This is a genomic window from Granulicatella balaenopterae, from assembly GCF_900111135.1.
Lineage (GTDB): Bacteria > Bacillota > Bacilli > Lactobacillales > Aerococcaceae > Granulicatella > Granulicatella balaenopterae.
This window is the reverse complement of the sequence record NZ_FOGF01000084.1, coordinates 1-1,315: the sequence shown is the minus strand read 5'-3', so window position 1 is coordinate 1,315 and position 1,315 is coordinate 1. Positions and strand designations below refer to the sequence as shown.

The following is a 1,315-nucleotide window of genomic DNA, read 5'->3' as shown; positions in this document are numbered from 1 at the left end:
AATGTACGAATAAGACGGCGTAAACCTTTAGATATAGGTGAATGCTTCGCTTCAATTAAAGCTGCTTTAAATTGTTCGAAATCCTTATCAGCTAAGGCATCACGCAATTGATGTGCAATTCGATATGTGGCTTTTAACTCTTCAGATTGTTCTAATAAATAATCAACAATGCCACATGTATTAGTCATCCAATCAAATAACGGATATCTGCTATAAGTGTAAGAATCCAATGTTTCCGTCTTCGCTAATAATAATTTCCAATAACGTTTATATTTGTTATATAGTCGGCGGTTTTTAGTTTTAAAGCTGTTCATTACTTTTACACGAGTCTTATTTAATTCTCGATTGATAGCCTGAACGATATGGAATGGATCAATAATAATTTTCGCATTAGGAAAAACAGTATTAATCAGAGTAATGTATGGTTTATACATATCAATTGTTACGGTATCTACAGCTTGTCGTGTTTTTAAAGAAAAGCGCATAAAATAATCAATTAAATTATGACAACGTCTATCTTCGATAATGTCGATTAATTGATGCGTTTTAGCATCCCAGTAAATAAAGCTCATTGCTGTATGGCTTGATTTAACGCTCTTGAATTCATCGAATAATTGGTCAGCGACATGTAATTTAACAATTTTTGCAATAAAGCAATTTTTATCAAAAAAATCTGTTTATGCAGTAAAGCTTTTTTTGCAATGTTTGCATTTGAATCGTTGTTTAGATAATTCTAAATAAGTATCCATATCATAACAAGGTAGCAGTGTAATGGTAGAAGAACGAGTACCGTTTTTAACAATAGAAAAGCGTTCATTTTTACAACCACAGTGTTCGCATGCTTTAGGTTTAAAGTTACTTTACTCGATTCAAAAACTTTCCCAATTTCTGAAGGATTACGCCGTATTATTCGCACATTTACTAAGTTATCACTACATATTGAAAACACCTTTTATTATCCTAAATATACTAACGGACCAATCGAAGGATTAAACAATAAAATAAAAGTATTAAAACGCAATGCTTATGGATATAGAAACTACACTCACTTTAAAGCTAGAATCTTTTTAATGATGAAATTATATGTTCCAAATAATAGAGTAGAGAGATAATCGCAAAGGATTATCTCCCTCTCATTGAACCATACGTACGGGTCTCGTATACGGCTCTACAATTTATATTCCAACTTTACTTAGGTAATAATTTAAAGGATTGACCAGTGCTGGTCGATTCTTTATTTTTGTTTCTAAGAGCTCTGGTGATAAAATATAGTTAATAATATTCATACCACATTGTTTGTATAAACCTAGTCTAG

At 31.3% G+C, this 1,315-nt stretch carries 3 protein-coding genes; 1 reads left to right on the top strand and 2 read right to left on the bottom strand.

Going from position 1 to position 1,315, the window contains the following annotated elements; translation table 11 throughout:
- Positions 1–572, bottom strand: a 572-nt coding sequence (locus tag BMX09_RS09850; RefSeq protein WP_143054419.1) for a transposase, incomplete at its 3' end; no start/stop codon positions are given.
- Between the two features lie 105 nt (positions 573–677).
- Positions 678–803: a transposase family protein gene (locus tag BMX09_RS10555; protein WP_089748106.1), complete on the bottom strand. Its 126-nt coding sequence runs from the start codon at positions 801–803 to the stop codon at positions 678–680.
- A gap of 27 nt (positions 804–830) precedes the next feature.
- On the opposite strand from BMX09_RS10555, the gene BMX09_RS10395 reads away from it, so the two are divergent.
- A complete protein-coding gene (locus tag BMX09_RS10395) occupies positions 831–1,112 on the top strand; it encodes a transposase (protein WP_177159609.1) in 282 nt (93 codons plus the stop codon).
- The last annotated feature ends 203 nt before the right edge of the window (positions 1,113–1,315 follow it).